Origin of the sequence: Paraburkholderia atlantica, assembly GCF_009362785.1 — a bacterium.
Taxonomy (GTDB): Bacteria; Pseudomonadota; Gammaproteobacteria; order Burkholderiales; family Burkholderiaceae; genus Paraburkholderia; species Paraburkholderia atlantica.
The window spans coordinates 204,204-230,253 of record NZ_WHNQ01000002.1 but is presented as its reverse complement, the minus strand read 5'-3'; the positions used below and the strand labels follow the sequence as shown (position 1 = coordinate 230,253).

The 26,050-nt window shown below is 63.4% G+C and carries 22 protein-coding genes and 1 tRNA gene; 13 read left to right on the top strand and 10 right to left on the bottom strand.

What is annotated here, in order from left to right; translation table 11 throughout:
• Positions 1-62 precede the first annotated feature (62 nt).
• Positions 63-2,315, top strand: a complete 2,253-nt coding sequence (locus GCT19_RS03345; protein ID WP_152851010.1) for an ATP-dependent DNA helicase — start codon at positions 63-65, stop codon at positions 2,313-2,315.
• Between the two features lie 201 nt (positions 2,316-2,516).
• On the opposite strand, the gene GCT19_RS43210 is transcribed toward GCT19_RS03345, so the two are convergent.
• Positions 2,517-2,765, bottom strand: coding sequence for a hypothetical protein (locus GCT19_RS43210; RefSeq protein ID WP_035491217.1), 249 nt, complete (start codon positions 2,763-2,765; stop codon positions 2,517-2,519).
• A gap of 231 nt (positions 2,766-2,996) precedes the next feature.
• On the bottom strand, positions 2,997-4,250 hold the full coding sequence (locus GCT19_RS03330; RefSeq protein WP_026228687.1) for a cupin domain-containing protein: 1,254 nt from the start codon (positions 4,248-4,250) through the stop codon (positions 2,997-2,999).
• A 32-nt stretch (positions 4,251-4,282) separates the two neighbouring features.
• Here GCT19_RS03330 and GCT19_RS03325 point away from each other — a divergent pair, with 32 nt between their 5' ends.
• Positions 4,283-4,825: an FKBP-type peptidyl-prolyl cis-trans isomerase gene (locus tag GCT19_RS03325; protein ID WP_013089763.1), complete on the top strand. Its 543-nt coding sequence runs from the start codon at positions 4,283-4,285 to the stop codon at positions 4,823-4,825.
• Here the strand turns inward: GCT19_RS03325 and GCT19_RS03320 are convergent.
• From GCT19_RS03320 to GCT19_RS03305, 4 genes are all read right to left on the bottom strand, one after another.
• A complete protein-coding gene (locus GCT19_RS03320) occupies positions 4,805-6,232 on the bottom strand; it encodes a hypothetical protein (RefSeq protein ID WP_193727371.1) in 1,428 nt (475 codons plus the stop codon). The genes GCT19_RS03325 and GCT19_RS03320 overlap by 21 nt on opposite strands.
• Positions 6,219-8,906: a DNA mismatch repair protein MutS gene (gene mutS / locus GCT19_RS03315; protein WP_152851008.1), complete on the bottom strand. Its 2,688-nt coding sequence runs from the start codon at positions 8,904-8,906 to the stop codon at positions 6,219-6,221. The genes GCT19_RS03320 and mutS overlap by 14 nt, the downstream gene beginning before the upstream one ends.
• Positions 8,907-9,112: 206 nt before the next feature.
• Positions 9,113-10,411 (bottom strand): lysophospholipid transporter LplT, encoded by a 1,299-nt coding sequence (gene lplT / locus GCT19_RS03310; RefSeq protein ID WP_152851007.1) that lies wholly within the window; start codon positions 10,409-10,411, stop codon positions 9,113-9,115.
• A gap of 212 nt (positions 10,412-10,623) precedes the next feature.
• The gene (locus tag GCT19_RS03305; protein ID WP_152851006.1) at positions 10,624-11,427 is read right to left on the bottom strand and encodes an inositol monophosphatase family protein; all 804 of its coding nucleotides are present in this window, start codon (positions 11,425-11,427) and stop codon (positions 10,624-10,626) included.
• On the opposite strand from GCT19_RS03305, the gene GCT19_RS42585 reads away from it, so the two are divergent.
• The 3 genes from GCT19_RS42585 to cysE all read left to right on the top strand — a co-directional run bounded on the left by GCT19_RS42585 (position 11,422) and on the right by cysE (position 13,692).
• Entirely contained in the window at positions 11,422-11,577 is a 156-nt protein-coding gene (locus GCT19_RS42585; protein WP_193727365.1) for a hypothetical protein, read from the top strand. The genes GCT19_RS03305 and GCT19_RS42585 overlap by 6 nt on opposite strands.
• A 185-nt stretch (positions 11,578-11,762) precedes the next feature.
• Entirely contained in the window at positions 11,763-12,593 is an 831-nt protein-coding gene (locus GCT19_RS03300) for an RNA methyltransferase (RefSeq protein ID WP_026228689.1), read from the top strand.
• 265 nt (positions 12,594-12,858) lie between these two features.
• Positions 12,859-13,692 (top strand): serine O-acetyltransferase, encoded by an 834-nt coding sequence (gene cysE / locus GCT19_RS03295; protein ID WP_018435467.1) that lies wholly within the window; start codon positions 12,859-12,861, stop codon positions 13,690-13,692.
• A gap of 65 nt (positions 13,693-13,757) precedes the next feature.
• Here the strand turns inward: cysE and GCT19_RS03290 are convergent, their stop codons facing one another.
• The 4 genes from GCT19_RS03290 to GCT19_RS03275 all read right to left on the bottom strand — a co-directional run bounded on the left by GCT19_RS03290 (position 13,758) and on the right by GCT19_RS03275 (position 16,675).
• Positions 13,758-14,555, bottom strand: a complete 798-nt coding sequence (locus tag GCT19_RS03290; RefSeq protein WP_013089756.1) for a UDP-2,3-diacylglucosamine diphosphatase — start codon at positions 14,553-14,555, stop codon at positions 13,758-13,760.
• Between the two features lie 63 nt (positions 14,556-14,618).
• Positions 14,619-15,113: a peptidylprolyl isomerase gene (locus GCT19_RS03285; protein WP_013089755.1), complete on the bottom strand. Its 495-nt coding sequence runs from the start codon at positions 15,111-15,113 to the stop codon at positions 14,619-14,621.
• Positions 15,114-15,251: 138 nt separating this feature from the next.
• Positions 15,252-15,833 carry a peptidylprolyl isomerase gene (locus GCT19_RS03280; protein WP_018435468.1) on the bottom strand — a complete coding sequence of 194 codons (582 nt, stop codon included), beginning with the start codon at positions 15,831-15,833 and terminating at the stop codon, positions 15,252-15,254.
• 50 nt (positions 15,834-15,883) lie between these two features.
• The gene (locus GCT19_RS03275; RefSeq protein ID WP_018435469.1) at positions 15,884-16,675 is read right to left on the bottom strand and encodes a tetratricopeptide repeat protein; all 792 of its coding nucleotides are present in this window, start codon (positions 16,673-16,675) and stop codon (positions 15,884-15,886) included.
• Between the two features lie 250 nt (positions 16,676-16,925).
• On the opposite strand from GCT19_RS03275, the gene cysS reads away from it, so the two are divergent.
• From cysS to GCT19_RS03235, 8 genes are all read left to right on the top strand, one after another.
• Complete coding sequence (cysS, locus tag GCT19_RS03270; protein ID WP_013089752.1) at positions 16,926-18,323, top strand: cysteine--tRNA ligase; 1,398 nt, start codon at positions 16,926-16,928, stop codon at positions 18,321-18,323.
• Positions 18,324-18,370: 47 nt separating this feature from the next.
• Positions 18,371-19,477: a DNA-3-methyladenine glycosylase family protein gene (locus GCT19_RS03265; protein WP_152851004.1), complete on the top strand. Its 1,107-nt coding sequence runs from the start codon at positions 18,371-18,373 to the stop codon at positions 19,475-19,477.
• 129 nt (positions 19,478-19,606) lie between these two features.
• Entirely contained in the window at positions 19,607-20,578 is a 972-nt protein-coding gene (locus GCT19_RS03260) for an acetyl-CoA carboxylase carboxyltransferase subunit alpha (RefSeq protein WP_013089750.1), read from the top strand.
• A 53-nt stretch (positions 20,579-20,631) separates the two neighbouring features.
• The gene (gene tilS, locus GCT19_RS03255; protein WP_321576745.1) at positions 20,632-22,104 is read left to right on the top strand and encodes a tRNA lysidine(34) synthetase TilS; all 1,473 of its coding nucleotides are present in this window, start codon (positions 20,632-20,634) and stop codon (positions 22,102-22,104) included.
• 415 nt (positions 22,105-22,519) lie between these two features.
• Complete coding sequence (locus tag GCT19_RS03250; RefSeq protein ID WP_018435472.1) at positions 22,520-23,770, top strand: aspartate kinase; 1,251 nt, start codon at positions 22,520-22,522, stop codon at positions 23,768-23,770.
• A 180-nt stretch (positions 23,771-23,950) separates the two neighbouring features.
• Positions 23,951-24,044 (top strand) — tRNA-Ser (locus tag GCT19_RS03245).
• A 578-nt stretch (positions 24,045-24,622) separates the two neighbouring features.
• Positions 24,623-25,261 carry a response regulator transcription factor gene (locus tag GCT19_RS03240; protein WP_018435473.1) on the top strand — a complete coding sequence of 213 codons (639 nt, stop codon included), beginning with the start codon at positions 24,623-24,625 and terminating at the stop codon, positions 25,259-25,261.
• A gap of 224 nt (positions 25,262-25,485) precedes the next feature.
• Complete coding sequence (locus tag GCT19_RS03235) at positions 25,486-26,028, top strand: fimbrial protein (RefSeq protein WP_152851003.1); 543 nt, start codon at positions 25,486-25,488, stop codon at positions 26,026-26,028.
• The last annotated feature ends 22 nt before the right edge of the window (positions 26,029-26,050 follow it).

Sequence of the window (26,050 nt, the reverse complement as noted above, 5' to 3'; positions counted from 1 at the left end):
TTCGCGGCCTGGCAGGCGCCGGGCGCGCAGCGCGCGAGCCGGACTTAGCAGGAACGCTTGCCTTGAATTCATCGCATGACACTTCATCCCGGGCCGCGCCGGATAACGCATCCGCTTCGGGCACGCCCGCGCCGCGCGCGGCAGCGCCGGTGCCAGGTGTGTCGCTGAGTCGGCGTCGCGCGAGCGAGCTCGACGACATCTTCGCCGACAACGGTCTGCTCGCGCGGCAGATCGACGGTTATCGGCCGCGTGCGTCGCAGATCGAGATGGCGCGCGCGGTTGCCGCGGCGATGGAGGCGTCGGGCCGCGCGATGCCCGAGCCCGCGATGTTCGAGACGCACAAACGCCCGGCGCGACGCCTGCAGCAGACCGGTGCTGACACCCCCTCTGAGTCGACCGACAGTAGCGCCGAAGCCGATGAAGCGGAAGCGGGTGAGAACACGCTGATCGTCGAAGCAGGGACCGGTACCGGCAAGACCTATGCGTACCTCGTGCCGGCCATGCTGTGGGGCGGCAAGGTGATCGTCTCGACCGGCACCAAGCATCTGCAGGATCAGCTGTTCCAGCGCGATATTCCAACCGTGCGCGACGCGCTCGCGGTGCCGGTGTCGGTCGCGATGCTGAAGGGCCGCGCGAACTACCTGTGCCATTACTACCTGCAACGCACCGCGGACAACGGCCGTCTGCCGTCGCGCCAGGAAACCTCGTATCTGCAGGACATCGTGCGCTTCGCGAAGATCACGCGCACCGGCGACAAGGCCGAACTCGCGAGCGTGCCGGAGACGGCGCAGGTGTGGTCGATGGTCACGTCCACGCGCGACAACTGTCTCGGCCAGGAGTGTCCGCACTACAAGGACTGCTTCGTGATGCAGGCGCGCCGCGAAGCGCAGCAGGCCGATATCGTGGTGGTCAACCACCATCTCTTTTTCGCCGACATCATGCTGCGCGATACCGGCATGGCGGAGCTGCTGCCGACTGCGAACACGGTCATCTTCGACGAAGCGCATCAGTTGCCCGAAACCGCCACGCTGTTTTTCGGCGAGACGCTATCGACCGCGCAGTTCCTCGAGCTCGCGCGCGATTCGGTGGCCGAGGGCCTCGGTCATGCACGCGATGCGGTCGATTGGGTCAAGCTCGGCGCGACGCTCGAGCGCGCCGCGCGCGACGTGCGGCTCGCGTTCAAGGAAGACACGGTGCGTCTGTCGATCGGCCAGTTGCCCGGCGATCATCCGCTGTTCCCCGCGCTCGACACGCTCGAAGCCGAACTCGACGCGTTGGCCTCGGCGTTGGCGGGGCAGGCCGAGCGAGCCGAATCGCTGGGCGCATGTCTGCGTCGCGCGCGCGAGTTGCAGGACGTGCTGAGCGGCTGGACCACGCCGCCCACGAGCGCGGAACGCGACGCGGTTGCCACACGCGAGGGCGACGCAGATGCCGGGCGCACCGATCCTAACGAGAAGGTCCGCTGGATCGAGGTGTTCTCGCACACGGTGCAACTGCACGAAACGCCGTTGTCGGTCGCGCCGATTTTCGCGAAGCAGCGCGCCGGCGTGCCGCGCGCATGGATCTTCACATCGGCGACGCTGTCGGTGCGCGGCGACTTCACGCACTACGCGGCGCAGATGGGCTTGAACTCGAAGCGCTCGATGACCTTGCCGAGCCCGTTCGATTATCCGTCGCAAGGGCTTCTGTACGTGCCGCGCAATCTGCCGCAGCCGTCATCGCCGATGTTCACCGACGCCGTGTTCGATGCGGCATTGCCGGCGATCGAAGCATCGGGCGGCGGCGTCTTCATGCTGTGCACGACGCTGCGCGCGGTGGACCGTATCTCGGCGAAGCTGCGCGACGCGATCGAATCGCGCGGCTGGGACTATCCGCTGCTGGTGCAAGGCGATGCGAGCCGCACCGAACTGCTCGACCGCTTTCGCGCGTACGGCAATGCGATTCTGGTCGGTAGTCAGAGCTTCTGGGAGGGCGTGGACGTGCGGGGCGACGCGCTGTCGCTGGTCGTGATCGACAAGCTGCCGTTTGCGCCGCCAGACGATCCCGTGCTGGCCGCGCGGCTCGACGCACTGACGAAGAAGGGCTTGAGCCCGTTCGCCGTGCATCAGTTGCCGCAAGCCGTGATCACGCTGAAGCAGGGTGCGGGCCGGCTGATTCGCGCGGAGACCGATCGCGGCGTGCTGATGATCTGCGATACGCGTCTCGTCGATAAACCTTATGGCCGCCGAATCTGGCAGAGTCTGCCGCCGTTCAAGCGCACCCGCGAAATAGAGGTGGTCCGGGAGTTCTTCGAGGATCCGGTCGAACGCGGTTGAATGTCTTGATCGGTTGCTGCGTTCAGGTGGCGCAGCAACCCAACGACGTGTGCCGCATGCGCGGTGCATCGCAAACAAAAAAGCCACGAATTTGCATTCGTGGCTTTTTTAATGCTGCTTGCCAGGGGCTGCTGGTTTAAGCAGCCTCCTGCATCGACGTCAGCTGCGACGGGAGCCGTCGCAACGTCGAGCAAGCGCAGCTTACTGGCTTGCGCCTGCAGCCGGCGATGCTGCGACTGCCGGCGATGCTGCTTCAGCCGGGGATGCTGCTTCTGCGGGCGATGCTGCTTCTGCCGGCGATGCTGCGACTGCCGGCGATGCTGCTTCTGCCGGGGACGCGGCAGCAGGTGCGGACGCAGCATCTGACGGAGCAGCGGCTTGTTCGCTCTTATTGCATGCAGCGAGTGCCACAGCTGCCAACAGGGATGCTACGAGGAGGGATTTCTTCATGATCACGTCCTTTTATGGTTTAAAGGTAAGCAACAGCGCAAAATAAAACCGGTAATGTGCTCCAACACCGACCTGGGCCGCTGGTGGAGATGCTCTTTCGAGAGCTGGAATCTTCCCTACGGCTTGGGCGGAAATTATATGCACTTTCGTACTGACAGTCGATAAATCCGGGGTCAATACGTTGTCTTTCTCATACAAAATTTCACTGTACGGTATAGCACGTGGGCAGAGTTACGCAAGCTCGCCCACCTGTATCCAGCCCGCACGATACCACTCGTGTAGCAGTGATGTCACAGCTGAATCGTGCGATAGTGTTACAAAGCGTTTCGCACTCATGGACCTCAGATTCGCGAGATCAAACAGCCATTTTTTCGCGCCGTCCCACGTGATTTCTTCTCCATTTACGAAGAAAAAACGACGTTCATACAACAAGTTAGTCTTGCGATCGAGCCGTAGACCGGATTTCGATGCGACGCCGATGAAACGGGCTTCGTTGAGCGGCCGTTGCGGCGGATCAAAGACGACACTCGGCTTCGGTTCGCTGAGATACGTGCCGAGGAACGACGCAATGTCCTGCTCATTCCATCGCACTTTAGCAAGCATCGCGCCCACCCGTTCGACGAGCGCCGCGGGCAGTTCGGCCGGTCGCTCGACGGCGGCCTGCCGTGGATCGCGGTAGAGGGCGCCGGCCTTGCCTGTGGCCTCTCCACGCTCGGCCAGGTGGTACAGGAACTGCGCGGTCAGCTCGCTCTCGGACGGTGCGCGAAAACCGATCGAACAGGTCATGCATTCGCCCTCGGCGATGCCGTCGTGCGCGATGTGCGGCGGCAGATACAACATGTCGCCGGGCTCGAGTACCCACTCCTCATCGTGCTCGAAGTGCTGTAAAACTTTCAACGGCAATCCGGGCTGCAATGTCAGGTCTTTTTGCGCGCTGATACGCCAGCGGCGCTTGCCTTTTACTTGCAAAAGAAACACATCGTAGGAATCGAAGTGAGGGCCGACGCCGCCGCCATCGGTCGCATACGAAATCATCAGGTCGTCGAGACGCGCGTCCGGCACGAAGCGGAAACGGTCGAGCAACGCGCGGGCGCGATCGTCATGCAGGTCGACGCCCTGCACCAGCAGCGTCCACGCACGCTGTTTGATGGACGGCAGTTCGTCGGGCGCAAACGGGCCGTGCTCAAGCTGCCATTTGTTGCGGAAGTGCGTGATCAGGCGCGCTTCGACGTCGTCCTGATCGGCCAGTTCGAACAACTCGTCGCGCGACAGCGGTGCTTCGATGTCCGGAATCGCCTGGCGGATCAGCAGCGGCTTTTTCTGCCAGTAGCGGCGCATGAATTGCGACGGGCTAAGCTGGCCGAGCAGTGCGGTCGGAATGTCGGGCGAGGGCGGGAGAATGGGCTGCGTGGCCGGCTTTGCAGCAGACGGCGAATTGCTTGCCGAATGTGCATCGGCCGGGAGGTGAGTGGGCCGCCTGGGCATCGTATAATGTGAGTTGTATTCTGGAGAATCGAATGAAAATCGCAAAGAACACCGTCGTATCGGTCGCGTACAAGCTGTCGGATGCGCAAGGCAATCTGATCGAGGAAAGCGAAGAGCCGATGGTCTATCTTCACGGCGGCTATGATGGCACGTTCCCCAAGATCGAGGAAGAGCTCGACGGCCATGAGGCTGGCTTCGAAACCCAGATCCAGCTCGAGCCGCAAGACGCGTTCGGCGAATACGATCCCGAGCTTGTGAAGATCGAGCCGCGCGATCGTTTCCCGGAACCGCTCGAAGTCGGCATGCAGTTCGAAGGCACCCCGGAAGATGGCGACGAAGAAATCGATGCGCTGGTCTACGTGGTGACCGACGTCGCTGAAGACAAGGTCGTGCTCGACGGCAACCATCCGCTCGCCGGCATGGCGCTGCGTTTCGCGTTGACCGTCAAGGACGTGCGTCCGGCAACTGAAGACGAAATCCAGCACGAGCACGCGCATGGCGCGGACGGCCTCGAAGTCCTCGACGACGACGAAGACGAGGACGAAGACGACAACTCAAAACCGACCCTGCACTGAGCTTGCGGGTGTGCGCGGTGTCGTCGCGGGGGCAGGCGGCACCGATGCGGGCAACGCCGGCGAAGCTGGCAGTATCGACCCCGGCGGCATCGAGATCGCGGGTCCATAGTCGCCGCCGCCCTGGTCGGACGGGATGCGCGGCTGCTGGTCCTGCGACTCTCCAGGCGTCTGCAATACGGGCGGCAATTCCGACGTCGGCCCGAACCCTTCCACATTCGGCATCTCCGGCGCAGCCGGTATCGACGCGCCGGATTCGTCGCGCGGCGATACGGGCGGCAAGACCGGCGGCGTGGCGGGCAGCGGCATCTGCTTCGGCACGTCGCGCACGCTGACCCTGAACGGCGGCTTCCTGCCGAAATCCGCTTCTATCTGAATCCATTGGTTGAGACGATCACGCGGTGCGAGCGCAATGCGCGTGAGATTCGTCACGACCATCCCCTTGTCGTTGCGTAGCGGCTGATCGATGACGAAACCTCCGGCCTGCCGTTCGTCGTCTGCATGAACGACGACCACGGGTCCGGAGAAAATCTGCGCGAGCTTGACCAGACTGCGCTTGAATTCGAGAAAGCCGTCGCGGCGCGGACTGTGCGCAAAGTGCAGCCATGCGAACCGTTCGGGTCGCTCGTAGCGCTCCGGGTCGAAGTCGCCCTGAATGAACACGACGATCGCGCGCGCGTCGCGGCGCTTCGCGTATTCGGCCGCGTGTTCGAGCCAGAATGCGTTGGCGATAACGCGATCTTCGAACTCGCCGTTGCGGCCGCCCGCGCTCAGGTAGTGATTGTTCGGACCCGGCGCGTTCAGGCCGATGAAGACGATGTCGCCGCCCTTGGTGTTCGCTTTTTCGTTCGCTTTTTCGTTGACTACCCAGCGCACGTTTTCGCGGAACGGGCGGAAGCGCGATACCTCGCTCTCGCGCGTCAACGCGATCGGGTTCTGTCCCATCGAGGTCGGATCGGCGAATAGCGTTTGCCGTAACTGGTCGAGCCGCTCGACCGGATCGAAGCCGCCGGCCTCCGCGGTACCACAATCGATCCAGTCATGCTGGCCGGGGATAAAGAAGAGGGCGGAGCGCGAGCTATCGAGCAACGCGTGACGGCGCTCGAACAACTCGTCGCGACAAACTTCCTTCGGGCCCTTCAGATTGCCGTCGTAGACGATGAAGCGCACGTCGCGCTCGCGGCCGATCGCATCGAGCAGCCGTTGCGTGCCGCCTTCGTCGGCGGGGCTGTGCATCGTGTCGGAGATCACCGCGAACCCGAAGCGCGAGGCCTCGGCGTGCGCCGGCGCGCTCCATGCGCACACGGCCGCGAGCGCGACGATGCCGCCTACCGGCGCGAGCACGCGGCGCAGCGCCGCGCGAAGCCCACGCAGGCGCGGCGGGTTTCTCCGCGTGTCAGTGGTCCGCATCCGGCGCGACGGCCAGTTCATGCAGTTCGTACAGCAGATCGAGCGCTTCGCGCGGCCGCAGATCGTTCGGATCGATGCCGCGCAGACGCTCGACGAGCGTCTGCATCGCGGGCGACGCGGGCGTTGCGTCGCTCGCCGACTCGTAGTCGTCGTCCGCATCTTCGGCGAGCATCGCAGGCTGCGTCGCAAACAGATCGAGTTGCGGCGCGGGCTGCGCGGCCGATTGCTGCTCCAGATGCGCGAGATGCTTGCGCGCCGCGCGGATCACCGCGTTCGGCACACCAGCGAGCTGCGCGACCTGCAGACCGTAGCTCTGATTGGCCGGTCCTTCGTTGACCGCATGCAGGAACACGATGCCGTGCCCATGCTCGACCGCCGACAGATGCACGTTGGCTGCGTGCGGAAACTCCCCGGGCAGTTGCGTCAGCTCGAAATAGTGCGTGGCGAACAGCGTGTAGCAGCCGTTGTGGGCAAGCAGGTGGCGGGCGATCGCCCACGCGAGGGCGAGGCCGTCGAACGTCGACGTGCCGCGGCCGATCTCGTCCATCAGCACCAGACTTTGCGGCGTCGCGTCGTTGAGGATCGCGGCGGCTTCGGTCATCTCCACCATGAAGGTCGAGCGGCCGCCGGCGAGGTCGTCGGCGGCGCCGATGCGCGTGAAGATGCGGTCGATCGGTCCGAAGGCCGCGCGCCGCGCCGGCACATAGCTGCCCACGTATGCGAGCAGCGCGATCAGCGCGGTCTGGCGCATGAAAGTCGACTTACCGCCCATGTTCGGACCGGTGATCAACAGCAGCTTGCGCTCGGTAGCGAGCGTGCAATCGTTGGCGATGAACTGCTCGACCTGTGCCTCGACCACCGGATGGCGACCCTGCTCGATGTCGATACCGGCGTTCGCCGAAAACGTCGGCGCAACCCAGTCGAGCGCGCGAGCGCGTTCGCCGAACGCTGCCAGCAGATCCAGTTCGGCGAGCGCGAGCGCGACGCGCTGACAGTCCGGAATGAACGGCAGCAACGCTTGCAGCAACGCGTCGTACAGTGCGCGTTCGCGCGCGAGCGCGCGTTCCTGCGCGGACAGTGCTTTGTCCTCGAAGGTCTTCAGCTCGGGCGTGATGTAGCGCTCGGCGTTCTTCAGCGTCTGCCGACGGCGATAGTCGTCGGGCACCTTGTCGGTCTGGCCGCGCGTGACTTCGATATAGAAGCCGTGCACCTTGTTGTACTCGACGCGCAGATTGTTGATGCCGGTGCGCGCGCGTTCGCGTGTTTCGAGATCGATCAGAAACTGTCCGCAGTTCTCCGAAATATCGCGCAGTTCGTCGAGCTCCGCGTCATAGCCACGCGCGATTACGCCTCCGTCGCGCACCATCGCGGCCGGCTCTTGGGCGACCGCGAGCTTCAGCAAATCGACGCACGCGTGCGGCGGCTCGAGCGCCGCGTCGATGCGCGCGAGCGAATCCGCGTTCGCTGCCACCGCCGCGAGCTGCGCGCGCAACGCAGGCAGTGCGATGAAGGTATCGCGCAGGCTCGACAGATCGCGCGGCCGTGCCGACAGCAGCGCGAGACGTCCGGTGATCCGCTCGATGTCCGAAATCTGCCGCAATGCGCTGCGCAACGTATCGAGATCGGTGCCCGGCGGCGCGTCGAGCAACGCGCCGATCGCCTGCTGCCGCGCCTGCGCCACCGCCGAATCGCGCGGCGGATGATGCAGCCAGTGACGCAGAAGGCGGCTACCCATCGTCGTGCAGCAGGTGTCGAGCAGCGAGCACAGCGTCGGCGATTCGGTGCCGCGCAGCGTCTCCGTGAGTTCGAGATTGCGGCGCGTGGCCGGATCGAGGCCGATGTATTCGGATTCGGATTCGACCTTCAGGCTGCGCACGTGACGCAGTTGCTGGCCTTGCGTAGACGCCGCGTACAGCAGCAACGCGCCGGCCGCGCCGCACGCGCAGCCGAGCGAATGCGCGCCGAAGCCGTCGAGGCTCGCGACTTCGAGCTGATCGCACAGGCGCTTCGCGCCCGACGTGATATCGAAGTGCCAGGCCGGCACACGCTTGAGCGCGCTCGCGTTGACAGGTGGTGTCCAGCTGGTCGAGTCGGCGGTGGCGTCGGCGATCAGAATTTCCGCGGGACGGATGCGCTCCAGCGCGGCGGCGACCTGATCGGGCGCAACTTCGGCGAGGCGCAGCGCACCGCTCGCGAGATTGAGCCACGCGAGCCCGACGCTCGTCGCGACGCCGCGGCGATTGTGCGCGACGCACAGCGCGAGCAGATAGACGTCGCTCTTGTCGGACAGCAGCGCGGCGTCGGTTAGCGTGCCAGGCGTAACCACGCGCATGACCTTGCGCTCGACCGGGCCTTTCGACGTGGCCGGGTCGCCAATCTGTTCGCAGATCGCGACCGATTCGCCGAGCTTCACCAGCTTGGCCAGATACTGTTCGACCGAGTGATGCGGCACGCCGGCCATCTTGATCGGATTGCCCGCCGATGCCCCGCGCTGCGTGAGCGTCAGGTCGAGCAGGCGCGCGGCTTTTTCCGCGTCGTCGAAAAAGAGTTCGTAGAAGTCGCCCATCCGGTAGAACACCAACGTGCCCGGATGCTCCGCCTTGATGCGCAGGTACTGCTGCATCATCGGCGTGTGTTGTGCGACGTCGTTGGCCGCTGCGGTTTTAATGCCCATCCTTCGTGTCTTCTTGCGGTAGATGCTCAGGGCGTGAGTTTAACCCGCCGGCGCGGCGAGCGGACCCTGGCCGAACGGACGATGCCCAACCCGAGAGCCGGATGGCAGCATGAGCGATCCGATCAAAGCGTGCGTTTTACGCGGTCAGGGCGCGCTGCGCCCGTCGAGCCGCGCCGCGCGGTCATTGCCGGAGCACCCTGATGCATTCATTCCTCGATCATCGCCCGCATGTCCACTCTGCGTTCGTTCTCGGCGCTGCGGCGTTTCGCGAGCCACATCAGCAGCGTGATGAAGCTGCCGAACACGACGATGATCCACTGCGCGGGCATCTTTGCCGTGAGCAGCAGCGCGTACACGCCGAGCATCAGCAGCACCGCGAGGTTCTGGTTGAAATTCTGCACGGCGATCGAGTGACCGGCCGACAGCAGCGTCGCGCCGCGATGCTGCAGGACCGCGTTCATCGGCACGATGAAAAAGCCCGACAGCGCGCCGAGCACGATCATCAGCGGATAGGCCAGCAGAATGTAGTAGGGCGCGACGTGCGTGCCGAAGCGCAGGCCCGCGCCGGGCGGGAACAGGTCCTTGTTGTAGAAGGCCATCGCGATCGCCACCGCGCCCGTCAGCACGCCGACCGGCAAAACCTTCAGCGAGTGACGCAACGGAATCAGCGCGGCCGCAGCGGCCGCGCCGATCGCGATGCCGACGCCGGTCACGCCCTGCATCACCGCGGCTTTCGACAACGACAGCCCGAGGTTCACGTTCGCCCATTTGAGCACCAGCAGCTGCATCGTCACCGCGGCGCCCCACATCAGCGTGGTCACCCACAGCGCGATCTGCGCGAGCCGGTCGGCCCACAGAACACGGAAGCAGTGATGGAAATCGCCGAGCAGCTTGTTCGGCTCGGTCAGCCGGTTCGGATAGCGCGCGCCGGTATCCGGAATGAAGATGTTGATCGCGGCGGCGATCGCGTAGGTGAGCATGACCGCGGCCATCGCGAGATCGGCGGCGGAGTGCATCAGCGGCATATGCACGCGCTTGACGAAATGCTCGACGACGGTGCTGATCAGCGCACCGCCGAGCATCGTGCCGACGATCGTCGACAGCACCGTCGCCGATTCGAGCCACGCGTTCGCGTGCACGAGCTTTTCGGCGGGCAGCAGCTCGGTGAGGATGCCGTACTTGGCGGGCGAATACGCGGCCGCGCCGAAGCCGACCACGCCGTAGGCGATCATCGGATGAACGCCGACGATCATCATCAGGCAGCCGCTCGCCTTCAGCGCGTTGGAGATGAACATCACGTGGCGCTTTTGCATCGAATCGGCGAACGCGCCGACAAAGGGCGCGAGCAGCACGTATGAGATCGTGAAGAAGATCTGCAGCAGCGGCGTCACCCACGCGGCCGAGCGCATGACGGAAAGCAGCGCGATGGCTGCGATCAACAGCGCATTGTCGGCCAGCGACGAAATGAACTGTGCCGCGATGATCGTATGGAAGCCTTTTTTCATGGGGCCGGTTGGAGTCTGCGCCCGGGGTGAAAGTCGGACAGGGTCAATGCGGCAGGGAGCACAGAACGGTCCCGGCCGAGGCCCTGTCCCGAGTCACCGCGGCTCTTTGGCACGACGCCCCGCACACTTCAGCGCCGCCAACAAAAAAGCGGCCGAAGCCGCTTTTCTGCACAACCGTTATGTACGGCCGCGACCGGCCGCGGCGAAGCGCCTTACGCCGACTGCTGACGCGTGCGGCTGAAGCGCGACAGAATCGGAATCATCTGCGCGTAGACCTTCGGATTGCCCGCGACGACTTCGCCGACGTGAAGGAAATCCGAATCACCGGTGTAGTTGCCGACCAGACCGCCGGCTTCGGTGATCAGCAGGCTGCCCGCCGCGACGTCCCATGCGTTCAGGCCCTGCTCGAAAAAGCCGTCCATGCGGCCGGCCGCGACGTTGGCCAGATCGAGCGCGGCGGCGCCCGGACGGCGCAAGCCCGCGCAGGCTTGGGTCATCTCGGCGAACTGATGGCCGTACGATTCGAGGCTGTCCGACTGGCGGAACGGGAAGCCGGTGCCGATCAGGCAGTCGGCGAGGCGGTCACGCTTGGCGACGCGGATGCGGCGATCGTTGAGGAACGCGCCACGGCCACGCGATGCGGTGAACAGATCGTTGCGGGTCGGATCGTAGACGACGGCCTGCGTGACGATGCCCTTGTGCGCGAGCGCGATCGACACGCAGTAGTAAGGGAAGCCGTGGATGAAGTTGGTGGTGCCGTCGAGCGGATCGATGATCCACTGGTATTCGGAATTGTCGTCCGACTTGCCCGACTCTTCGGCGAGGATGGCGTGATCGGGATAAGCGGTCTTCAGCGTTTCGATGATCGCCGCTTCGGACGCTTTGTCGACCTCCGTGACGAAATCGTTGTGCTGCTTTTTGCTGACCTGAATCAGGTCGAGATCGAGCGATGCGCGGTTGATGATCTGAGCTGCGCGGCGCGCGGCCTTCACAGCGATATTGAGCATGGGATGCATAAACTGATCCTTGTGCCGGGGCAGCACGGCTGCCGGCCGGTAAATAAGCGCGAAACTGCGCTGACGGGCGCCGCAACGACGCAAAAAACAGCACGGAACGGCAGCCCGGCTATCAAACCGGAGCGCATTCCGTCGACGGAGACGAATTGAATAAGAACGGTGCGGCCGGTTCGACGGAGGCTTCAGCAAACGTCGGCGCCGGACGCGAAAAGCGGTATTTTACCTGAGTCCGGCCGCCCTCGCGCAGGTGCTCGCCTACATAGAGCGGATGTGCCGCACGTGCGCCCATTGGCGCTACCATACGCGTCTTGAGTTCTAGCCAGCCGAGTTTCATCGTGGATCACACCCACCATTCCTCCGACCCCACCGTGGCCGATTTGCGCGGCGGCTTCACGTCGACGCGTTTCGTGCTGGTCGAGCCCAGCCATCCGGGCAACGTCGGCGCCGCGGCGCGCGCGCTGAAAACCATGGGCTTTTCGCGCCTCGTGCTCGTGTCGCCGCGCGTGCCGAACGTGCAGAACGATCCCGAAGCGATCGCGATGGCTAGCGGCGCCGACGACGTGCTTGCCTCCGTGCACGTGGTGCCATCGCTCGCCGATGCGCTGACCGGCGTGCACTGGTCGATCGCGCTGACCGCGCGGCTGCGCGAATACGGTCCGCCGCAATGGACACCGCGTGCGGCTGCCGCCGCCGCGCACGCCGAAGCGATGCACGGCGAGATCGCGCTGGTGTTCGGCAACGAGCGCACGGGCCTGTCGAACGAGGACGTGGAGCGATGCAGCGCGATCGCGCATATTCCGGCCAATCCGGCCTACAGCTCGCTCAATCTCGCGCAGGCGGTGCAGGTTCTCGCCTACGAACTGCGCACCGCGTATCTCGGCGCCGATGAAACGACCGACGGCGCGCCCGCCGCGGGGGCACGCATAGCGCCGGCCGAATCCGCCGGTACGCGCGCGCAGATGGCAGCCAGCGACGAGATCGAGAGCATGTTCGTCCACCTGGAAAGCGCACTGGTCGCGCTCGAGTTTCTCGATCCGGCCAACCCGAAGAAGCTGATGTCACGGCTGCGGCGGCTCTTCGCGCGCTCGGGCCTCGAGCGCGAGGAGGTCAACATCGTGCGCGGCATCGCCAAGCACATCCTGCTCAAGACCGGGCGGACCGGCTGACGGTCCGTTGACGAGCCCGTCGCGGCGTACCTGATGCGCCGCCTTGATCTGAGGACAACCTTGCGGGTGACGGGGACTTCAGGCAGGTTTCGCGCAATCGCCCTACAATCCACGAAACGTTAGAAACAAAGCTGCCGCCGTGCTAAGCGGCAGTCATGCCGTCACGTGTGGCGCGAATTGCTGAGTCCCACGCAAGCGCAGAGCGCAAAGCGCGCGGCTCCCCTCACGCAGACGGTTTTTCCCCCAAATCAATACAGTCCCTGCCATGTTCACGAGACTTCGCGAAGATATCGCCACGATCCGCGAGCGCGATCCCGCCGCCCGCAGCGCATGGGAAGTGCTCACGTGTTATCCGGGGCTGCACGCGCTCGTGCTGCATCGGATCGCGCACGCGTGCTGGCGTGCGAAGCGCCGCTGGCTCGCGCGTTTCGTGTCGCAGATGGCGCGCTTCATGACCGGCATCGAGATCCATCCGGGCGCGACCGTCGGGCGGCGCGTGTTCATCGATCACGGCATGGGCGTCGTGATCGGCGAGACCGCGCAGATCGGCGACGACTGCACGATCTATCAGGGTGTGACGCTCGGTGGCACGTCGCTCACACGCGGCGCGAAGCGGCATCCGACGCTCGAGCGTGGTGTGATCGTCGGTGCGGGCGCCAAGGTGCTCGGCAGTTTCACGATCGGCGCGGACGCGAAGATCGGCTCGAACGCGGTGGTGACGAAGCCGGTGCCCGCGCGTGGTACGGCGGTCGGCAATCCGGCGCGGATCATCGTGCCGGCTGCGCTCGCCACGGACGCGCACGGCGTGAACGCGAATGCGAACAACGCTGCGCGTGACGCGAAGCGCGGCGGCGAAATCAGCGCGTTCTGCGCATACGGCATTACGCCCAATGCGGACGATCCGGTTTCGCTCGCGATTCACGGTCTGATCGATCATGCGGCTACCCAGGCGCGGCGTATCGACGAAATCGTTGATGCGCTCGAGCGACTCGGCACGAGCCTCGAAGGGCTGCAAGGCGCGGATGCGGCGCTGCTCGACCTGCGGCGGCTATCGGCGGCGATCGCGGGGAAGGTGGAAGGGGCGGTGGCGGAGCGCTAGATATCGGCGCTTCTGCAGCGCGAAGCGCACGCCATACCTGTCAGGCCAAAGCAGGCCAAACCAGGTCAATCCAGCGGCAACGCCCGAATCCCGTCGGCATCGATCTTCAGATAGCCGCCACGGCGCTTGCCGTGATCGAGGTCCCAGTCCGGCAAAACCCAACGCGTGCCGCCAGGCTCGCGATGCCGCGCGGGCAGATGGGTATGCCCATGAATGATCGTCGCCGTCTTCGATTTCTTGAACAGCGCGGCGACACCTCGCGGGGTCACGTCATACTTGATCGACATCGGCCGCGTGCGGCCGTGCTCGCTCTTCGAGCGCATGTTCTCGGCGAGCTTGCGACGCCAGCGAAACGGCCACGCGAGAAACAGTGTTTGCGCGAGTCGATTGCGCGCGAAACACCTGAACAACTGATAGCCGCGATCCGCGGTGCACAGACCATCGCCATGGGCCAGCGCAATGCGCGTGCCGAACGCGGTGATCACGAACGGATCGGGCAGCCAGATCGCGCCGGCCGCTTTCATGAAGCGCTTGCCCAGCAGAAAGTCGCGATTGCCGTGCATGATGTAGAGCGCGATGCCGCGCTCGGACAGCGTGTGCAGCAACGCGGCAATACGGGCGACGAACGGTTCGCTCAGCATGTCGTCGCCGACCCAGTATTCGAACAGGTCGCCGAGGATGAAAACCGAGTCGGCCGCTTCCGCGTTCACGCGGATGAAGTGCTCGAACGCGGCGACCGTGCGCGGAATCGCCTCGCTCAGATGCAGATCGGAGAGGAAGAAAAAAGGGCGCGCGGCGTGCGGGCGTGGGCCCTCGCCTGGCACGCCCGCGGCGACGCTTCGCAGCGGCGTCTCTTGCAGCATTGAAGGTGCCTGCTTTCAGTTCAAACGAGTCGACGCCCGCATCGGGCGCGACTCACTCACGGCTTAGCCGACGACGACAGCCTTTTCGATCACGACGTCATCGACCGGCACGTCCTGATGGAAGCCCTTCGAGCCGGTCTTGACCTTCTTGATCTTCTCGACCACGTCCATGCCTTCGACGACCTTGCCGAACACCGCGTAGCCCCAGCCTTGCGGCGTCGGCGACGAGTGGTTCAGGAAGTCGTTGTCGTTCACGTTGATGAAGAATTGCGCGGTCGCCGAATGCGGGTCGTTGGTACGCGCCATCGCGATCGAGCCGTTCTCGTTCTTCAGACCGTTGTTCGCCTCGTTGGTGATCGGCTCGGCCGTCGGCTTCTGCTTCATGCCGGGTTCGAAGCCGCCGCCCTGGATCATGAAGCCGTCGATCACGCGGTGAAACACCGTGTTGTCGTAGTGGCCGGCCTTCACGTAGTTCAGGAAGTTCTCGACCGACTTCGGCGCCTTTTCGGCGTTCAGCTCGAGTTTGATGACGCCGTGGTTCGTATGCAGTTCAACCATGATGGAATCCTTTGATGAACAGGTGGATAAAAGGCGCGTCGCGTCGTCATGCGCTGACGACAGGCCGCGCCGGGGCGTTGGTTGGGGCCGGGCTTCGGCCGCGCGAGTTCGCTTGCTCGTGCGCTCGCTGGTTCGTTGTTACTTGCTCACCACCGTCGCCGACTGAATCACGACCGGTTTCTGCGGCACATCGCTCATCGGGCCGCGCGTGGTGGTGGGCGTGGCTTCGATGCGCTTCACGACGTCCATGCCGCTCGTGACCTTGCCGAACACCGCGTAGCCGTTGCCGTCCGGATTCGGGTAGTCGAGATTGGCATTGTCCACCGTGTTGATGAAGAACTGCGCGGTGGCGGAATTCGGGTCGCTGGTGCGTGCCATCGCGATCGTACCCGCGGTGTTCTTCAGACCGTTGCGGCTCTCGAGCGGGATCGGCGCGCGCGTCGGCTTCTCGGCGAAGCTCTGCGTATAGCCGCCGCCCTGAATCATGAAGCCCGGAATCACGCGATGAAAGATCGTGCCGCTATATTGGCCCGCTTTCACGTAGTCGAGAAAATTCGCGACCGTCTTTGGCGCCTTCTCGGGATACAGCTCGACGCGAATGTCACCCTCCGACGTCTTCAACAGCACGGAAGGATGAGCGGCCTGCGAACCGGACTGCGCAAATGCGGGTGCGTTTGCGATCAGGGCGGCGCTGCCGAGCGCCAACATCAACCATTTCATGAAAATCCTCGGGGTTGGAGAAAACGTGCGGCAGGCAACGAGCCCGGCGCTCAGCGCGACGGCGCCATGTACGGCGGCATGGCGAGCGAGCCGTTCGGGCCGCCGAACTGGAAGCTCGGGCTGTCCGTGATGTTCGACGTGGGGTGCGCGGCGGGCCCGGTCGTCTGCTCGGCGGCGGGCTGCGACGCCGCGGCAGCGGGCGCAGCAGAGGACACGACCTTCTGGATGTCCGCGAGACGCTGCGCGGTCCTCGGGCTAGCCTTGCCGAGGCTTTCCGCTCGACGGTACGCGGCATCGGCGAGGCGCAGATAGAGGTCGCCGAGGTTCTCGAATGCCAGGCCGTAGTTCGGATTGACCTGGGTGGCCATCTCGAGCGCGGCGCGCGCTTCGGTCAGGCGGCCTTGTCTCGCGAAGAGCGTGGCGAGGTTGTTGTACGGCTCGGGCAACTCGGGATACAACTGCGTGAGTTCGGTGAACGCGGTGATCGCTTCGTCGTCGCGATTCAGATGCACGAGCACGTTTGCGCGTTTGAATTTCGCTTGTGCGTCGCGCGGGTTCGCGGCGACGCGCGCATCGAGTTGGGTCAGCGCGGCTTGCCAGTTTTTCTGGGCGATCGACGCGTCGATTTCCGGCGTGTTATCACGCACGGCGGGGCCTTGCGGCATCACCGCCGCCTTCTGCGCATATGCGCTCGCAACCGGCACGGCGGCAAGCGCGGCGACGACGGTGATACGCCACGCGAGGGCGCGCGCCGCTTCGAAAGTAACGCCACCAACAACGTCGCCAAACGCAGTCGCGGCGAGGGTCGCAGCGCTGCGCGCGCGGCCGCTGGAGTGTTTCATAGGCTCAGGTCTGGATGTTATACTCCGAGCCATTCTAACAAAAGGTCTGCGCGTTCCGTCGAACCGCCGACTGTCTTTTCGCCACTCGTGGCCGTCTCCGCCCGGTTCGCAGTATCGTCTGCAGCCTGATCGCCGCACGAGGTGCGCCGGTTTAAGCTGTATGCGACGCACCCGTTGTCCTGTTGGTTTCGCGGGTCGCGGCGCGCATGAAGCACAATGCGGACTTCTTTCGGCCCACGCACCGCTCTCTATGGAATCTCTGCGCATCTACAACACGCTCGCGCGTGACAAACAGACTTTCGTGCCGCTGCGCGAAGGTGTCGTGCGGATGTACGTCTGCGGGATGACCGTGTACGACTATTGTCACGTCGGTCATGCGCGGGTGATGGTCGTGTTCGACATCGTGCAGCGCTGGTTGCGCGCGCTTGGGTACAACGTGACCTACGTGCGCAACATTACCGATATCGACGACAAAATCATCAAGCGTGCAGTCGAGAACGGTGAAACTATCAAATCGCTGACTGATCGCTTCATCGCCGCGCTGCATGAAGACGCGGACGCGCTCGGCATCGAGCGTCCGGACATCGAGCCGCGCGCGACCGACTTCATTCCGCAGATGCTCGGCATGATCGAAGCGCTCGAGAAAAACGGCTACGCCTACCAGGCGAGCGACGGCGACGTCAACTACGCGGTACGCAAATTCGCAGGCTACGGCAAGCTGTCGGGCAAATCGCTCGAAGACTTGCGCGCGGGCGAACGCGTAGCGGCCAACGACGCGAAACAGGACCCGCTCGACTTCGTGCTGTGGAAGCAGGCGAAACCCGATGAACCGGCCGACACCGGCTGGGATTCGAAGTACGGGCGCGGTCGTCCCGGGTGGCACATTGAGTGCTCGGCGATGGGCTGCACGCTGCTCGGCGAACAGTTCGACATTCACGGTGGCGGCCAGGATCTGCAGTTTCCGCACCACGAAAACGAGATCGCGCAAAGCGAGGCCGCGACCGGACAAACATTCGTCAATTACTGGATGCACAACGGCTACGTACAGATCGACAATGAGAAGATGTCGAAGTCGTTGAACAATTTTTTTACGATTCGCGAAGTGCTCGCGCAGTACGATGCAGAGGTGGTGCGTTTCTTCATCGCGCGCGCACATTACCGCTCGCCGCTGAACTACAGCGACGTGCATATCGACGACGCGCGCAATGCACTCGCGCGTTTGTACACGGCGTTGAAAGACGTGACGCCCGATAGTGCCGCGCTCGACTGGAACGAAGCGTACGCGCAGCGTTTTCAGGCGGCGATGAACGACGACTTCAACACGCCGGTGGCCGTGTCGGTGCTGTTCGAACTGGCCACTGAAGTGAATCGCACGCGCGACCCCGCGCTGGCCCGTCAATTGCGCGCGCTTGGCGCGGTGCTCGGGCTGCTCGGACGCGAACCTCGTGCATACCTGCAGCAGGCAGCGGGTGCTGCAGCCGAAGGCGCGCTCGAGCCCGCCGCGATCGAAGCGAAGATCGCCGCGCGCATCGCCGCCAAGCAGGCAAAGGACTATGCGGCAGCAGACCGGATCCGGGCTGAATTGCTCGAGGCCGGCGTTGCCCTCGAAGACAAACCCGGCGGGTTGACCGAGTGGCGGCGCGTGTGAGCGCACCTCGTACTTCCCTCTGAACGACTCGCCAGGCAGGAGGCAGGATGGCAACGGCCACGAAGACGCCGGCTAAACGCGCGGCGTCTCAATCCAGTGCGGCAGCCGCAGCATCGGCTGCGGCTGCCAAGTCGACGCGTGCGTCGACTCGCGTGGGCGACGGCGCGATAGACAAAGCGTCGTCGAAAGCGGGCGGGGCGGCGGCGAAAGCCGGCTCGGCCGCGGCAAAGAAGAGCGCGGCCAAACGCTTGCTCAATGGCGCGAGCGGCGCGGGCACTGATGCCGCGCACGCGCCGGTTGCGAAGCGCGCGAAAACGGCCTCGCGAGCGAAGGGCAATGGCGCAGTACCGGCCGAGCTCGCTGGCGACGTGCAGGAACTCGCACCCGATACGAACGCAGGCGAAGTCGTGCGCAAGACGCGTGTGTCGGCTGCCTCTGCAAGCACGACCAGCGCCGGCGGCGAAGCGGCCGGTGTCGCATCGCTCGCGAACGAAGTCGCGGTGCCGGTGCAGATCGGCGGGCTCGCGCCTGAAGTCACGCGTCCCGCGTATTGGGATAAGGCGTGTGCGGACCTCGTCAAGCGCGATCGCATTCTGAAGAAGCTGATTCCGAAGTTCGGCCCCGTGCATCTGCTGAGTCGAGGCGATCCGTTCGTCACGCTTGCGCGCTCGGTGGTCGGTCAGCAGATTTCGGTCGCGTCGGCGCAGGCGGTATGGGCGAAGGTCGAAGCCGCGTGTCCGAAGCTCGTGCCGCAGCAGTTCATCAAGCTCGGTCTCGAGAAGCTGACCGCATGCGGTCTGTCGAAACGCAAGGCCGAGTACGTGCTCGATCTCGCGCGGCATTTCGTGTCGGGCGCATTGCATGTCGGCAAGTGGACGTCGATGGACGACGAGGCGGTGATCGCCGAACTCACGCAGATTCGGGGCATCGGTCGATGGACGGCGGAGATGTTTCTGATCTTCAACCTGTCGCGTCCCGACGTGCTGCCGCTCGACGACCTCGGTCTGATTCGCGCGATCAGCGTCAACTATTTCAGCGGCGAACCCGTCACGCGCAGCGAAGCGCGCGAGGTTGCCGCGAACTGGGAGCCGTGGCGAACCGTGGCGACCTGGTACATGTGGCGTAGTCTCGATCCGTTGCCGGTCGACTACTAAAGAAGAACAGGAAGCGGAGCCGTTTCGAAGACTATCGTGTATATCATGTCGATAGTTGAGAAATGGTTTTGACATCGGCTCGCGCGGTTAGAATACGCGCTGCCCGGTAAGTCCAAGGATTACAACCAAATGAAGACCACGTTTCTGGATTTCGAACAGCCGATCGCTGAACTCGAAGCGAAGATCGAAGAATTGCGCTTCGTGCAGGACGACTCGGCCGTCGATATTTCGGAAGAGATCGAGCGGCTGTCCAAGAAGAGCCAGCAGCTCACCAAAGATCTGTATGCGAACCTCACGCCGTGGCAGGTTTCGCAAATCGCCCGTCATCCGCAGCGTCCGTACACGTTCGACTACGTGAGCGAACTGTTCACCGACTTCCATGAACTGCATGGCGACCGCAGCTTCGCGGACGATCTTTCGATCGTCGGCGGTCTCGCGCGGTTCAACGGTCAGGCGTGCATGGTGATCGGTCATCAGAAGGGCCGCGACACCAAGGAGCGCGCGCTGCGCAACTTCGGCATGCCGCGTCCGGAAGGCTATCGTAAGGCCGAGCGTCTGATGCGCCTCGCCGAGAAGTTTGGCTTGCCGATCTTCACGTTCATCGACACGCCGGGCGCGTACCCCGGCATCGGCGCGGAAGAGCGCGGCCAGTCCGAAGCGATCGGCCGCAATCTGTACGTGATGGCCGAGCTGAAGACGCCGCTGATCGCGACGATCATCGGCGAGGGCGGCTCGGGCGGCGCACTCGCGATCGCGGTGGGCGACAGCGTACTGATGCTGCAGTTCTCGACGTACTCGGTGATTTCGCCGGAAGGCTGCGCGTCGATCCTGTGGAAGAGCGCCGCGAAGGCGCCGGAAGCAGCGGAAGCGCTCGGCTTGACCGCGCATCGCCTGAAGGCGCTCGGTCTGATCGACAAGATCGTCAACGAGCCGCTCGGTGGTGCGCACCGCGATCCGAAGGGCATGGCCGCGATGCTGCGCCGTGCGCTCGCCGATTCGCTGCGCCAGTTCCAGGGCATGAGCACCAACGACCTGCGCGAACGCCGTTTCGAACGGCTGATGGCGTACGGCAAATTCAAGGAAACGACGCCGGGCGCATAAGCCCGCGCGTTGACCTGTCTTCATCGTCCACCGGCGCTTGCCGCGCTAACGACGTGACCACCACCGCCGACTCATCCGCCGAGCGCCTCGTGATCGAGGCGCTCGGCGCGGCGCTGTCCGGGCTCGATCCGAACGCGCGGATTGCGCTCGCATTCAGCGGCGGCGTCGATTCGAGCGTGCTGCTCGATGCGGCGGTGCGCGTCGCCGGCGCATCGCGTTGTGTCGCTCTGCATGTACATCACGGTTTGAGTCCAAATGCCGATGCGTGGCTCGCGCATTGCGAGGCATTCGCGCGCGAACGTGGCGTGGAATTCGACGCGCGACGCGTGGACGTTTCGCGCGCGCCGGGCGTGAGCATCGAGGCCGCGGCACGCGACGCGCGTTATCGCGCGCTGGACGCGATGTGCGCAGCGCACGGCATCAGTACGCTCTGGCTCGCGCAGCATGCGGACGATCAGGCTGAGACCGTGCTGCTGCAACTGCTGCGCGGCGCGGGTCTCGCGGGGCTCGCTGCGATGGCCCCCGGCTCGCTGCCGACGGGCGCGTCGACGACACGTATGCGGCCGCTTTTGCATCTGCTGCGCGCGCAACTCGAGGATTATGCGAGCGCGCGCAAGCTGCGCTGGATCGACGACGAATCGAACACGGACACGCGCTATGCGCGCAACGCATTACGTCATCAGGTGACGCCGGTGCTCGCGGTGCACTTCCCGGGCTTTCGCGATGCGCTCGCGCGCACGGCCGCGCATGCCGCATCGGCGCAGCGCTTGCTCGATACGCTGGCGCGCGCGGACATGGAGGGCGCGTCGCGCGATGAAGGACGCGCGCTCGCGCACGACGTGCTGCTCGCCCTCGACGACGATCGCGCGCTGAATCTGCTGCGCTACTGGATGCGTACGCTCGGCTTCGTCGCGGCATCGAGCGCACGTGTCGCGGATGCGCTGCGGCAGTTGCGCGAAGTCGGTGCGGGGCAGGACGGACATCGGCTGCGCATCGATCATGCGGGGCATGCGTTGCGCAGCTATCGCGGCCTCGTCTACTGGGAGGCCGGCGATAGCAGCGAGCCCGCCGACGAAACAGCGCTCGTCGAGCGCGAGATCAGCGAACTCGCGTGGCAAGGGCAAGAGGTCTGGCATCTGCCGCAATGGCGCGGCACGTTCGTGTTCGCGGTCGTGGATGCAGCCGTTCCTTCCGACGTCGCCGACGCAGCGCACGACGCGCTACGTGACGAAGCATTGGACACCGTTCCTGTCAGCGTCCTGCAACGAGCTTCTCTTAGCGTGCGGGCGCGCCGCGGTGGCGAACGCATGCGCATCGGTGCGTCGAACACGCCAAGCCGCACGTTGAAGAACCTGTTTCAGGAGCGCGGCATTCCCGCATGGAAGCGCGACGTGCCATTGCTTTACGTCGGCGATGAACTGCTGTTCGTGCCGCTGATCGGCGTAAATCGTGGGACGGTGCGCGACGCATCCGAGCGCGAAACGCGCGTGAAAATCGCCTGGCGCGAGGATCTGCTGATCGCCTGAGTGCCGCTCGGGCAGTCGCGCATGCCGCACGTACGCATGTCGAAATAGTGAAATAGGGCGCAAATCAGCGATAAAACAGGCGATTGCGAGGCTGATCTGACGCATTTGGACGCTCTCTGCGTCTTGTCTTTTTGCGCCTAATCAGGTACTTTAGCTTGTTTGCCCGACCCGATTTCGCCGTCGCTTTTGTCGCTATCGGTCGTTAGTGCCGGCAGGCGTGCGTGATCCGTCGTCGCCGTTCAAATCCGATCAGCCATTTGCGATTTCATCCCGGGCAAATCCGCGCGTGCTGCACGCGTGCTGCATCTACGCCGCCACACACTTTGCCGCCGTTCACGAGACGTTGCGCCCCTGTGCTTTCTGTGCGGTCGTCTCCAGCGCGCCAGCGCGGTTTATCTTCCAGTTCAGAACGACAATGGCACTCATCGTACACAAATACGGCGGCACCTCGATGGGCTCGGTCGAGCGCATCAAGAACGTCGCCAAGCGCGTCGCGAAATGGCACAAGGCCGGCCACCAGATGGTCGTCGTGCCCTCGGCAATGTCCGGCGAAACCAATCGCCTGCTTGGCCTCGCGAAAGAAATCACGACTCAACCGAGCCCGCGTGAACTCGACATGATCGCCGCCACCGGCGAGCAGGTCAGCTCGGGTCTGCTCGCGATCGCGCTGCAGGAAGCCGGCGTCGAAGCAGTCAGCTACGCAGGCTGGCAGGTGCCGGTCAAAACCGATAGCGCGTTCACGAAAGCGCGCATCAGCGACATCGACGGCGAGCGCGTCAAGCAAGACCTCGCGGCCGGTAGGGTGGTCGTGATCACCGGCTTCCAGGGTATCGATCCCGACGGCCACATCACGACGCTCGGTCGCGGCGGCTCGGATACCTCGGCAGTCGCGGTCGCGGCCGCGCTGAAGGCCGACGAGTGCCTGATCTACACGGACGTCGACGGTGTGTACACGACAGACCCGCGCGTCGTTGAAGAAGCGCGCCGGCTCGACCGCGTGACGTTCGAAGAAATGCTGGAAATGGCCAGCCTGGGTTCGAAGGTGCTGCAGATCCGCTCGGTGGAGTTCGCCGGCAAATATCAGGTGAAGACGCGCGTGCTGTCGAGCCTGACCGATCCGCTGATGCCGCTCGACGACGAAATGAAGTCGGGCACCCTGATTACTTTTGAAGAAGACGAGACCATGGAAAAAGCAGTCATCTCGGGCATCGCGTTCCAGCGCGACGAGGCTCGTATCGCCGTGATGGGCGTGCCCGACAAGCCGGGCATCGCGTATCAGATTCTCGGCCCGGTGGCGGACGCGAATATCGACGTCGACATGATCATTCAGAACCAGAGCGTCGAGGGCAAGACGGCGTTCACGTTCACGGTTGGCCGCGGCGACTATGCGCGTGCAATGGAGATCCTCACCGGTACGGTGAAGGCGCACGTGCAGGCCGAGCAGGTGCTGGGCGACCCGAAGGTGTCGAAGGTGTCGGTGGTCGGCGTCGGGATGCGCTCGCACGTCGGCATCGCGAGCAAGATGTTCCGCACGCTGTCGGAAGAGGGCATCAACATCCAGATGATCTCGACTTCCGAAATCAAGATTTCGGTGTTGATCGATGAAAAGTACATGGAGCTCGCGGTGCGCGCGCTGCATAAGGCCTTCGAACTCGATCAGGCATAAATAGCGGGAAAAGCGGGGCGCTCTAGAGCGCCCCGCTTGTTTTGTGGCGTTCGTGTGAACGATTTGCGTCGCGAGACGCCTCGTTGGCACAAAAAATGTTCGCGAGACATTGACCTTCTCGGCCCCGCCCGCTATTATCTTGGCTTCGTCGCACTGACTCCCTGTGCGACAGAAAGTTTGGGAGACGTGGCCGAGAGGTCGAAGGCACTCCCCTGCTAAGGGAGCATCTGGGCCAAAACCTGGATCGAGGGTTCGAATCCCTCCGTCTCCGCCAGCAATGGTGGCGAAACCCCGCAGAGTCTCGGCTCTGCGGGGTTTTTGTTTTTCGGCGGGACTTTTGGATGTTGATCTCACTCGCTACGTTCGTCGTCCATTCGCAGGTCTCCTGACCAATGGCTGGCACCATTACCACCGCACATTGACGCCGGTCGGCCCACATCGTTCGGTCATGCCCGCACAACGTGCCCGCTGAACCGGGTTCACGTCTATCCGTAAGTTCTCTCCAAATTCCAAAATGATTTTTAAGATGCGATTCGGGGCCAACTTCATATTAAGAAACGACGCGAATTGCGGATAGTCATCGATAAAAGGCGTGGCCTATTTTTGCATTCGTTAACAAATATTTCGTTTTTATTCTATTTTGCACGTTGCTGCGCGCCGTCCACAATACCCGCTGAAAAGGCGTTACAGGCAGAGTGGCGTATCTCGAATTCCAGTCATCGAAACAAGTTGTTTTTATCCATCCCGCCGACCCATGGTTTTCATGGATGAAGGAAAGTTTTTATGTTTCGTGGAAAATCGTAAAGATCGGTTTGTTGCACTGCTGAAAATAACCATCGTCTGGAGGTGGGTTTGCTTACTAAGATTGCTATTGCGGACGGCAATTCGATTCTGCGTATAGGAATGCGGTGCATTTTCCGAGGGCAGGCAGGCTTGAGAGTGGTCGGTGAGGCGGAAAACTCGACGGCTATCATCGATTTCCTTCGGGAAAACGAGGTCGACATACTGCTGAGCGATTTCGAGATCCCAGGCGAAATCTACAGAGACGGCTGCTCCCTGATGGCACTCTTGCGCCGGTCCTATCCCTCCACCAAGGTCATCTTCGTCACCACGCTCACCAATCCGCTGCTATTGAGAGCGGTCATCAAATCGAAGGCGCATGGTGTGCTGCTGAAAAACGATTCTCCCGAAGAGGTGATTAGCGCTGTGCGTTCCGTTTCACGTGGGCAACTCTATATTGCCCCGTCAGTGCGCCGGATCACCGGTGTCAACCATTGCGAAGAGTTCGAACCAAAGAAAACCGAGCTTCTGTCGGCGCGTGAAGGCGAGGTGTTGCGGTTGTACGTCAGCGGCATGAGTATTAGTGAAATTGCGGCATTAAGTCATCGGAGCCTGCAAACCGTCAGTACCCAGCGCAGGCAGGGAATGAAAAAACTCGGCTTTGCCAATGATCGTGAGCTGTTCGAGTACATGCTACCCACACGCAGCTAGCTTCCCGCCAATCGGAAATCGGTAATTGGCGATCGGTAAGCGCAAGCCGCTCGTCGGGAAGCTCGGATCAAATTGCTCGAAAAATAGTAGTAAGTAGATCCACATCAATTTGAGATGGACTTAGAATTTTTTTGGCATGACGAGCGTCATGCGGAAGTATCAGTACGCTAATCCTGTTTTTATCCGAGCGATTTTGATTCGATGTGTTATTTACAGGGAACAAAATGAAACTTACACCTTCACTCGCATGTGCGGCAGTTGTGGCGGCAATTGGCATGCCGTCGGCAGCGTTCGCAGTCGACGGCATGATCGTGATCAAGGGCGACATCACCGCGCAGACCTGCACGATCAGCGGCAATGGCGGCGGCTACAGCTTCGTGGTGACGCTGCCGTCGGTGTCGACTTCCGCGCTGTCCAACAGTGGGGCCGTGGCCGGCAGCACGCCATTCAACATCAAGCTAAGCAACTGCTCGCCCGATTCCGGGACCGCGTCGACGTACTTCGAGCCTAACGCGGACGTCAATGTTGCAACGGGCCGTCTGCTGAACAAGAGGGGCAGCGCATCGAATGTCGAGGTCCGTTTGCGCAATGAGGACAACAGCGTCATTCAACTTGGCGCCGCGCAAGGCGCACAGAACTCGCAGTCGGCCACGATCACGGACGGCAGGGCGACGCTGAACTATTTTGCCGAGTACGTCGCGACGGACGGCCCGGCGAGCGCGGGGTCAGTCAGCACGACCGCGCTTTATTCGATCGCCTATCAGTAAGCAAAACGGAGTGGTCATCGAC

What these genes read in the sequence shown, in the direction of transcription:
- GCT19_RS43210 (WP_035491217.1), bottom strand. Translation starts at nt 2,765, where the DNA reads ATGAAGAAATCCCTCCTCGTAGCATCCCTGTTGGCAGCTGTGGCACTC.
- GCT19_RS03330 (WP_026228687.1), bottom strand. Translation starts at nt 4,250, where the DNA reads ATGCCCAGGCGGCCCACTCACCTCCCGGCCGATGCACATTCGGCAAGC.
- GCT19_RS03325 (WP_013089763.1), top strand. Translation starts at nt 4,283, where the DNA reads ATGAAAATCGCAAAGAACACCGTCGTATCGGTCGCGTACAAGCTGTCG.
- GCT19_RS03320 (WP_193727371.1), bottom strand. Translation starts at nt 6,232, where the DNA reads ATGCGGACCACTGACACGCGGAGAAACCCGCCGCGCCTGCGTGGGCTT.
- mutS (WP_152851008.1), bottom strand. Translation starts at nt 8,906, where the DNA reads ATGGGCATTAAAACCGCAGCGGCCAACGACGTCGCACAACACACGCCG.
- lplT (WP_152851007.1), bottom strand. Translation starts at nt 10,411, where the DNA reads ATGAAAAAAGGCTTCCATACGATCATCGCGGCACAGTTCATTTCGTCG.
- GCT19_RS42585 (WP_193727365.1), top strand. Translation starts at nt 11,422, where the DNA reads ATGCATAAACTGATCCTTGTGCCGGGGCAGCACGGCTGCCGGCCGGTA.
- GCT19_RS03305 (WP_152851006.1), bottom strand. Translation starts at nt 11,427, where the DNA reads ATGCATCCCATGCTCAATATCGCTGTGAAGGCCGCGCGCCGCGCAGCT.
- cysE (WP_018435467.1), top strand. Translation starts at nt 12,859, where the DNA reads ATGTTCACGAGACTTCGCGAAGATATCGCCACGATCCGCGAGCGCGAT.
- GCT19_RS03290 (WP_013089756.1), bottom strand. Translation starts at nt 14,555, where the DNA reads ATGCTGCAAGAGACGCCGCTGCGAAGCGTCGCCGCGGGCGTGCCAGGC.
- GCT19_RS03285 (WP_013089755.1), bottom strand. Translation starts at nt 15,113, where the DNA reads ATGGTTGAACTGCATACGAACCACGGCGTCATCAAACTCGAGCTGAAC.
- GCT19_RS03280 (WP_018435468.1), bottom strand. Translation starts at nt 15,833, where the DNA reads ATGAAATGGTTGATGTTGGCGCTCGGCAGCGCCGCCCTGATCGCAAAC.
- GCT19_RS03275 (WP_018435469.1), bottom strand. Translation starts at nt 16,675, where the DNA reads ATGAAACACTCCAGCGGCCGCGCGCGCAGCGCTGCGACCCTCGCCGCG.
- cysS (WP_013089752.1), top strand. Translation starts at nt 16,926, where the DNA reads ATGGAATCTCTGCGCATCTACAACACGCTCGCGCGTGACAAACAGACT.
- GCT19_RS03265 (WP_152851004.1), top strand. Translation starts at nt 18,371, where the DNA reads ATGGCAACGGCCACGAAGACGCCGGCTAAACGCGCGGCGTCTCAATCC.
- GCT19_RS03260 (WP_013089750.1), top strand. Translation starts at nt 19,607, where the DNA reads ATGAAGACCACGTTTCTGGATTTCGAACAGCCGATCGCTGAACTCGAA.
- GCT19_RS03250 (WP_018435472.1), top strand. Translation starts at nt 22,520, where the DNA reads ATGGCACTCATCGTACACAAATACGGCGGCACCTCGATGGGCTCGGTC.
- GCT19_RS03235 (WP_152851003.1), top strand. Translation starts at nt 25,486, where the DNA reads ATGAAACTTACACCTTCACTCGCATGTGCGGCAGTTGTGGCGGCAATT.